This window comes from Cobetia sp. SIMBA_158 (genome assembly GCF_046566945.1).
GTDB lineage: Bacteria > Pseudomonadota > Gammaproteobacteria > Pseudomonadales > Halomonadaceae > Cobetia > Cobetia amphilecti.
Genome location: NZ_JAWJYL010000196.1, coordinates 1 through 299 on the forward strand (window position 1 = coordinate 1; position 299 = coordinate 299).

A 299-nucleotide genomic window follows, 5' to 3' on the forward strand; every position below is an offset into this window, starting at 1 on the left:
TATTAATAGAATTTCGTGCGGGTTCTCTTTATGAGAGATCAGTTTCAAAGCTTTATCCACTAATTTGGATGCTTCATCAGTTTTTCCTGTCTTATATAGCGCCCAACAAAGGTTAACATATATGACCGATTTTACATCGTCCATACCATCTTCTGATATTTCAAGGGACTCTTGATAATATTGGATAGCCTTTGCATAATCTTGTTTTTTTTCATAATTGTTTCCTATATTTAAAAGTACCTTGGCAATCAACCTTTTATCCGCTATTTTTCCAGCGATGGAACAGGCTTTATTCAGGT

1 protein-coding gene is annotated in these 299 nt (G+C 34.4%); it reads right to left on the reverse strand.

Annotation, left to right across the window (positions count from 1 at the left end; all coding sequences use genetic code 11):
* Positions 1–299 (reverse strand): tetratricopeptide repeat protein (locus R2R70_RS19610; RefSeq protein WP_410978838.1); only part of this gene is annotated, 299 nt, incomplete at both ends.